7 protein-coding genes are annotated in these 6,460 nt (G+C 70.3%); 6 read left to right on the forward strand and 1 reads right to left on the reverse strand.

All coding sequences use genetic code 11. The features are described 5' to 3' along the window. Positions 1 to 56: 56 nt before the first annotated feature. On the reverse strand, positions 57 to 926 hold the full coding sequence (rfbA, locus tag AB0K65_RS23210; RefSeq protein WP_365719449.1) for a glucose-1-phosphate thymidylyltransferase RfbA: 870 nt from the start codon (positions 924 to 926) through the stop codon (positions 57 to 59). A 103-nt stretch (positions 927 to 1,029) separates the two neighbouring features. Between rfbA and rfbB the strand changes: the two genes are divergently transcribed. The 6 genes from rfbB to AB0K65_RS23240 all read left to right on the forward strand — a co-directional run bounded on the left by rfbB (position 1,030) and on the right by AB0K65_RS23240 (position 6,348). Continuing rightward, positions 1,030 to 2,019: a dTDP-glucose 4,6-dehydratase gene (rfbB, locus tag AB0K65_RS23215; RefSeq protein ID WP_365719451.1), complete on the forward strand. Its 990-nt coding sequence runs from the start codon at positions 1,030 to 1,032 to the stop codon at positions 2,017 to 2,019. Next, positions 2,016 to 2,900 (forward strand): dTDP-4-dehydrorhamnose reductase, encoded by an 885-nt coding sequence (rfbD, locus tag AB0K65_RS23220; protein ID WP_365719453.1) that lies wholly within the window; start codon positions 2,016 to 2,018, stop codon positions 2,898 to 2,900. Before rfbB ends, rfbD begins: the two co-directional genes overlap by 4 nt. Then, complete coding sequence (locus AB0K65_RS23225) at positions 2,897 to 4,165, forward strand: hypothetical protein (protein WP_365719455.1); 1,269 nt, start codon at positions 2,897 to 2,899, stop codon at positions 4,163 to 4,165. The genes rfbD and AB0K65_RS23225 overlap by 4 nt, the downstream gene beginning before the upstream one ends. Before the next feature lie 154 nt (positions 4,166 to 4,319). Beyond that, complete coding sequence (locus AB0K65_RS23230) at positions 4,320 to 4,718, forward strand: DUF2304 domain-containing protein (RefSeq protein ID WP_365719457.1); 399 nt, start codon at positions 4,320 to 4,322, stop codon at positions 4,716 to 4,718. Continuing rightward, entirely contained in the window at positions 4,715 to 5,446 is a 732-nt protein-coding gene (locus tag AB0K65_RS23235) for a glycosyltransferase family 2 protein (protein WP_365719459.1), read from the forward strand. The genes AB0K65_RS23230 and AB0K65_RS23235 overlap by 4 nt, the downstream gene beginning before the upstream one ends. A 5-nt stretch (positions 5,447 to 5,451) precedes the next feature. Continuing rightward, positions 5,452 to 6,348, forward strand: a complete 897-nt coding sequence (locus AB0K65_RS23240; RefSeq protein ID WP_365719461.1) for a glycosyltransferase — start codon at positions 5,452 to 5,454, stop codon at positions 6,346 to 6,348. Positions 6,349 to 6,460: the final 112 nt, after the last annotated feature.

The following is a 6,460-nucleotide window of genomic DNA, read 5'->3' on the forward strand; positions in this document are numbered from 1 at the left end:
GCGGAGTCCTTATATCGGTGCGATATCAGTGCGGTGACGCCTCGAATACGGAGCGGCTATGCCTCGTACTTGAGAAGATTCAGCAGATAGTCGCCGTAACCGCTCTTGGTCAGCGGCTCCGCGAGGGCGCGCAGCTGATCGTCGTCGATGAATCCGGCCCGCCAGGCGGCCTCTTCGAGGCAGCCGATCTTCATGCCCTGGCGCTCCTCGACGACGCGCACGTACTCGGACGCCTGGACGAGGGACTGGAAGGTTCCGGTGTCCAGCCAGACGGTGCCCCGGTCGAGCACGGAGACCTGGAGCTCCTCGCGCTCGAGGTAGTACTTGTTGACGTCCGTGATCTCCAGCTCGCCCCGGGCGCTCGGCTTGAGGCCCTTGGCGACCTCCACGACACGGCTGTCGTAGAAGTAGAGGCCGGGGACCGCGTAGCGGGACTTCGGGTTCGCGGGCTTCTCCTCGATGGAGCGGGCCCGGCCCTGCTCGTCGAAGTCGACCACGCCGTAGGCGGTCGGGTCGGAGACGGCGTGGGCGAAGACCACACCGCCGTCGGGCCGCTGGAAGTCGGCCAGCTGCCGGCCGAGGCCGACGCCGTGGAAGATGTTGTCGCCGAGGATGAGCGCGACGGGCTCGTCGCCGATGAACTCCTCGCCGATGACGAACGCCTCGGCGATGCCGGCCGGGCGTTCCTGCGTGGCGAACTGGATGTTCAGACCCCAGTCCGAACCGTCGCCGAGCAGCCGCTCGAACTGCGGGCGCTCCTCGGGGCCGGTGATGACCAGGATGTCCCGCAGGCCGGCCATCACGAGGGTCGACAGCGGGTAGTAGATCATCGGCTTGTCGAAGACCGGCATCAGCTGCTTCGACACGGCACGGGTGATCGGCCAGAGCCGGGAGCCGGTACCACCGGCAAGCAAAATTCCACGCATGGTCCCGCAGCCTACGACAGCCCCGGGGTCCCCGCCGCCACCGCACCGGTGACACCGGCCACTGAACAGGGGACGACGGGGAGACCATAGAATGGCGCCCCTTATGAAGATTCTCGTCACCGGCGGCGCCGGCTTCATCGGTTCTCAATTCGTGCGGGCACTCCTTCTCGGAGAACTGCCCTCGGGCGAAAACGCCCATGTCACGGTCCTGGACAACCTGACCTATTCGGGCAATGAGGCGAACCTCCTGCCGGTGGCCGACAAGGCGGGCTACACCTTCGTCCACGGCGACATCCGCGACCCCGGAGTCGTCGACGACGTGATGCGCGGCCAGGACGCCGTCGTGCACTTCGCCGCCGAGTCCCACGTGGACCGCTCGATCATGGACTCCTCCCCGTTCGTCACCACGAACGTGCTGGGTACGCAGGTCCTGCTGGACGCCGCCAAGCGTCACGGCGTCGGGCGTTTCGTGCACGTCTCCACGGACGAGGTCTACGGCTCCATCGCCGAGGGCTCCTGGACGGAGGACTGGCCGCTCGCGCCGAACTCCCCGTACTCGGCCTCCAAGGCCGGCTCGGACCTGCTGGCGCTCTCGTACCACCGCACGCACGGCATGGACGTCGTCGTCACGCGCTGCTCCAACAACTACGGGCAGTACCACTTCCCCGAGAAGATGATCCCGCTGTTCACCACGAACCTGCTGGACGGGAAGAAGGTGCCGCTGTACGGCGAGGGCCTGAACATCCGTGACTGGCTGCACGTCTCCGATCACTGCCGGGGCATCGAGATGGTGCTGCGCGGCGGCCGGGCGGGTGAGGTCTACCACATCGGCGGCGGCACCGAGGTGACCAACAAGGAGCTCACCGGCATGCTCCTGGACGCCTGTGGCGCCGGCTGGGACATGGTCGAGCACGTCGCCGACCGCAAGGGTCACGACCTGCGCTACTCCCTGTCGATCGCCAAGATCCGCGACGAGCTCGGCTACACCCCGCTCGTCACCTTCGAGCAGGGCCTGGCCGACACCGTCGCCTGGTACCGCGAGAACCGCTCGTGGTGGGAGCCGCTCAAGGCGAAGGCGGCACTGTCCGCATGACGCGCTGGCTGATCACGGGAGCGGCCGGGATGCTCGGCCGCGACCTGACCGAGGTCCTGCGGGAGAGCGGGGCGGAGTCCGTCACGGCGCTCACCCGGCATGAGCTGGACATCACCGACCCGGAGGCGGTCCGCGCGGCCGTCGCCGGGCAGGACGTCGTGGTCAACGCGGCGGCCTGGACCGACGTCGACGGCGCCGAGGCCGACGAGGCGGCGGCGACCCGGATCAACGGCGAGGGCGTCCGCGTCCTCGCCGGGGCCTGCGCCGGACAGGGCGCCGTCCTGCTCCAGGTCTCCACCGACTACGTCTTCCCGGGCGACGCCGACCGGCCGTACGAGCACGACGCCCCGACCGCCCCGGTGAACGCCTACGGCCGGAGCAAGCTGGCCGGCGAGACCGCCGTCGCCGAGCTGCTGCCCGAGCGCGGCTACGTGGTGCGCACGGCGTGGCTGTACGGCGCGCACGGCCGCAACTTCGTCTCCACCATGCTGGGTCTCGCCCGGACGCGCGAGAGTGTCGACGTCGTCGACGACCAGCGCGGCCAGCCGACCTGGACCCTCGCGCTCGCCCGTCAGCTGCGGGACCTGGGCGAGGCGGCGGTGGCGGGCAAGGCCCCGGCCGGCGTCTATCACGGCACGGCGGCGGACACGGCGACCTGGTTCGACCTGGCGCGGGCCGCCTTCGAGCTGACCGGCCTGGACCCGGAGCGGGTCCGGCCGACCACCTCGGAGAAGTTCGTACGGCCGGCGCGCCGCCCCTCGTACAGCGTCCTGGCGCACGAGCGGTGGGCCGAGGCGGGCGTCGCCGCGCAGCCGCACTGGCGCGACCAGCTCGCCGAGGCGCTGCGATCGACGGACCTCGGCGGACGGCCGAGCGTGTGAGCCTGCTGGACCGCATCACCACGGCGCTCCCCCAGGGCACGGCCTTCGTCGGAGCGGGCACCGCCGTCCTCGGCGTCGCGAGCTACGTCCATCTCGCCGCGGCGGGCCACACGCTCGCCGTGGACGACATGGCGAGCTTCTCCGTCCTGTGGACGGTGGTCTTCTCCATCGGGCTGGGTCTGTTCTTCCCGGTCGAGCAGGAGATCACCCGGGTCGTCGCCTCGCGCGTCGTGGCCGGGGACGGGGCGCTGCCGGTGCTGCGCCGGGGCGCGGCGCTGTCCTTCGGGCTGCTCGCGGTGGTCCTCGTACCGCTGGCGCTGTTCGGGCGGCGGCTCGCGGACCTCTTCTTCCACGGGGACATCGGCCTGGTGTACGCCCTGGGCGGGGCCTTCGCCGCGCTGGCCTTCGCGCACGTCACCCGTGGCGTGCTGGCGGGGCTCGGCCGGTTCCGGGCGTACGGCGTCCAGCTCGGTCTGGACGGCGGTCTGCGGATCGTGATGTCGCTGGCGCTGGCGCTGGCGGGCGTCCGGTCGGTCTTCGCCTTCGCGGCGGTGCTGACGGTGGCCCCGCTGATCGCGGTGCTCGTCACGCTGCGGCCGGTGTTCCAGGGGGCCCGTCCGGGCTCGGCGGCGCACTGGCGTGAGCTGATCGAGCACCTGGGGCTGCTGGTCGGTTCGACGCTGCTCGCCCAGCTCCTGGTCAACATCGCCGTGATCAGTACGAAGCTGATCGCGACGGACGACAACGCGCTGGTCACCGCGCTGCTCGCGGCGCTGGTGCTCGCCCGTGTCCCCCTCTTCGTCTTCGGCGCCTTCCAGGTGTCGCTGCTGGCGGGACTCTCCTCGGCGGCCGCCGAGGGCGACACACAGGGTTACCGGCGGCTGCTCCTGCGGGCGGCGGCGATCACCGCCGGTCTGGGTGTGGCCGGCGGGCTCTGCGCGGTGGCGCTCGGGCCGCTGATGCTGCCCGTCCTCTTCGGTGCGCCGGACGTCCTCGGACCGCTCGACTTCGCGTGGCTCTCGATCGGCACGACGCTGTACATGCTGGCCATGGTGCTGGGGCAGGCACTGCTCACGAGCGGTGGCGCGCGGCAGCAGCTGGTGGCGTGGATCGTGGGGACGGTCGTCCTGGTGGCGGTCACTCTCAGTCCGTTCGAACTGCGCACGAGGGTCGAGATCGCCTACGCCGCGGGGTCGCTCGCGGTCGTCACCAGCATGATTCTCGCCCTCCGCTCTCGTGTAGGCTACCGTTCGGTGCACTCATAGGAATGATCACCATTCCCTCACTCTCCGTAACCATCGCGGCGGACAGTGGACTGCAATTCAAGCGGCTCATTTCTCCCAGCCGCTCAGCCCGGAAGAGTAGACAGGCCCTTTCCATGAGTCGTCCGATACACCGGAGTCCGGCATGAAGTTGTGGATGCTGACTTCGGTCACCGGAGTCATTCTGGTCGCGTGCATCGTCGAGCTGCTGCGTCGGCGCAAGCTCAAGGAGAAGTACGCGTTCCTCTGGGTGATCACCGGCCTGGTGATCATCCCGCTCGGCTTCTTCCCGTCACTGCTCGACTCCGTCGCCCGCGCCGTGGGCGTCGCGTCGGGTGTCAGTCTCATCCTGTTCCTGAGCGTGGCGTTCCTGTTCATCGTCTGTCTCCAGCTCAGCTGGGAGGTCGGCCACCTCGAGGAGGAGGGCCGGACGCTGTCGGAGGAGGTCGCGCTGTTGCGACTGGACGTACGGGAACTGCGGTCGCAGGCCGCGGCCGCCCAGGAGGCGTCGGCCGCGGAGATGGCCGACTCGGGTGAGCAGGGGGCCGGCAAGTGATCGACGGCAAGCGCGTACTGATCATCATGCCCGCGTGGAACGAGGCCGACGGCGTCGCCGACGTCGTCAAGGAGGTCCACACCACGCTGCCGGGCGTCGACGTCCTCGTCGTGGACGACGGCTCCGCGGACAACACGTCCGCCGTGGCCCGTGACGCCGGCGCGACCGTGCTGACCCTGCCGTACAACCTCGGTGTCGGCGGCGCGATGCGCGCGGGCTACCGCTACGCGCACGACCGGGGCTACGACGTCGCCATCCAGGTCGACGCCGACGGCCAGCACGACCCGCGCAACGTTCCGGAGCTGCTGGAGCGCCTGGGCCGCTCCGACCTGGTCATCGGCGCGCGCTTCGCCGGCACCGGGGAGTACGAGACCCGCGGCCCGCGCAAGTGGGCGATGCTCGTCCTCGCGTTCTGGCTCTCGCGCATGGCCAAGTCGAAGCTCACCGACGTGACCTCCGGCTTCCGCGCCTGCAACCGCGACCTCATCGACGTGTTCGCGCACTGGTACCCCGTCGAGTACCTCGGCGACACGGTGGAGAGCACCATCGCCGTGGTCCGGGCCGGCTACCGCATCGAGCAGGTCCCGGTCGCCATGCGTCCCCGCGCGACCGGAACGCCCAGCCAGTCGCCCTGGAAGGCCACGCTCTACCTCGGCCGCATCGGCATGATCCTGCTGCTGGCGCTGAGCCGCCGCTCCGCCCTCGGCCCCGCGCGCAAGGGCAGGTGACCGCTGTGGAGACGCTCGACATCATGCTGCCGCACTACGGCGACACCGGCCTGCTCCAGGCCGCCGTCCGCAGCGTGCTCGACCAGACCGACAAGGACTGGCGGCTGACCGTCGTCGACGACGGCCGCGAGGAGGGCGTCCCCGAGTGGTTCGCCTCCCTCGGCGACAGCCGGGTGCGCTACGAGCGCAACGAGCGCAACCTCGGCATCACCAAGAACTTCCGCAAGTGCGTGGAGCTGGTGGAGTCCACCCACTTCACCATGCTCGGCAGCGACGACCTGCTGCTGCCCGACTACGTCGCCACGATCCGCGCGGCCGTGGCCGCCGTCCCCGACGCGGCGATCTACCAGCCGGGCGTCGAGGTCATCGACGAGAACGGCAACCCCTCGACCACGCTCGGCGACGAGGTCAAGCGGCGGCTGTACGCGCCGAAGAACAACGGGAACCGCCTGGTCCTCTCCGGGGAGCCGCTCGCCGCCAACCTGCTCGGCGGCAACTGGCTGTACTTCCCCTCCATCGCCTGGCGCGCCGACATCGTCAAGGAGATCAGCTTCCGCGAGGACCTCTCGGTCATCCAGGACCTCGCGCTGATCATCGAGCTGATCCGGCGCGGCGAGAAGCTGGTGGTGGACCCGGCGACGGCGTTCCGCTACCGCCGCCACTCCGGCAGCCTCTCCTCCGCCGAGGCCATGACCGGCGCCCGCTTCGGCGAAGCCGTACGGTTCTTCAACGAGGTCGCCGACGACCTCGACCGGCACGGCTGGCCGAAGGCCGCGAAGGCCGCCCGCCGGCACCTGTCCATGCGTCTGCACGCGCTGACGCTGCTTCCCGGAGCCCTGCGGCAGCGCCAGTCGGCGGCGGTCCGCCGCCTGCTCGGCTACGCCCTGACCTCCACTCCGTGATCGTCCTCCCGGGGCGGGGGGGGGGGGGGCCCCCCCCCCCCCCAAACCCCCCCGGGGGCCCCCCCCAAACAAAAAAAAAAACAAAAAAACCCCCCCCCACCCCCCGAAGACA

Source organism: Streptomyces sp. NPDC053755 (genome assembly GCF_040677675.1).
Classification (GTDB): domain Bacteria; phylum Actinomycetota; class Actinomycetes; order Streptomycetales; family Streptomycetaceae; genus Streptomyces.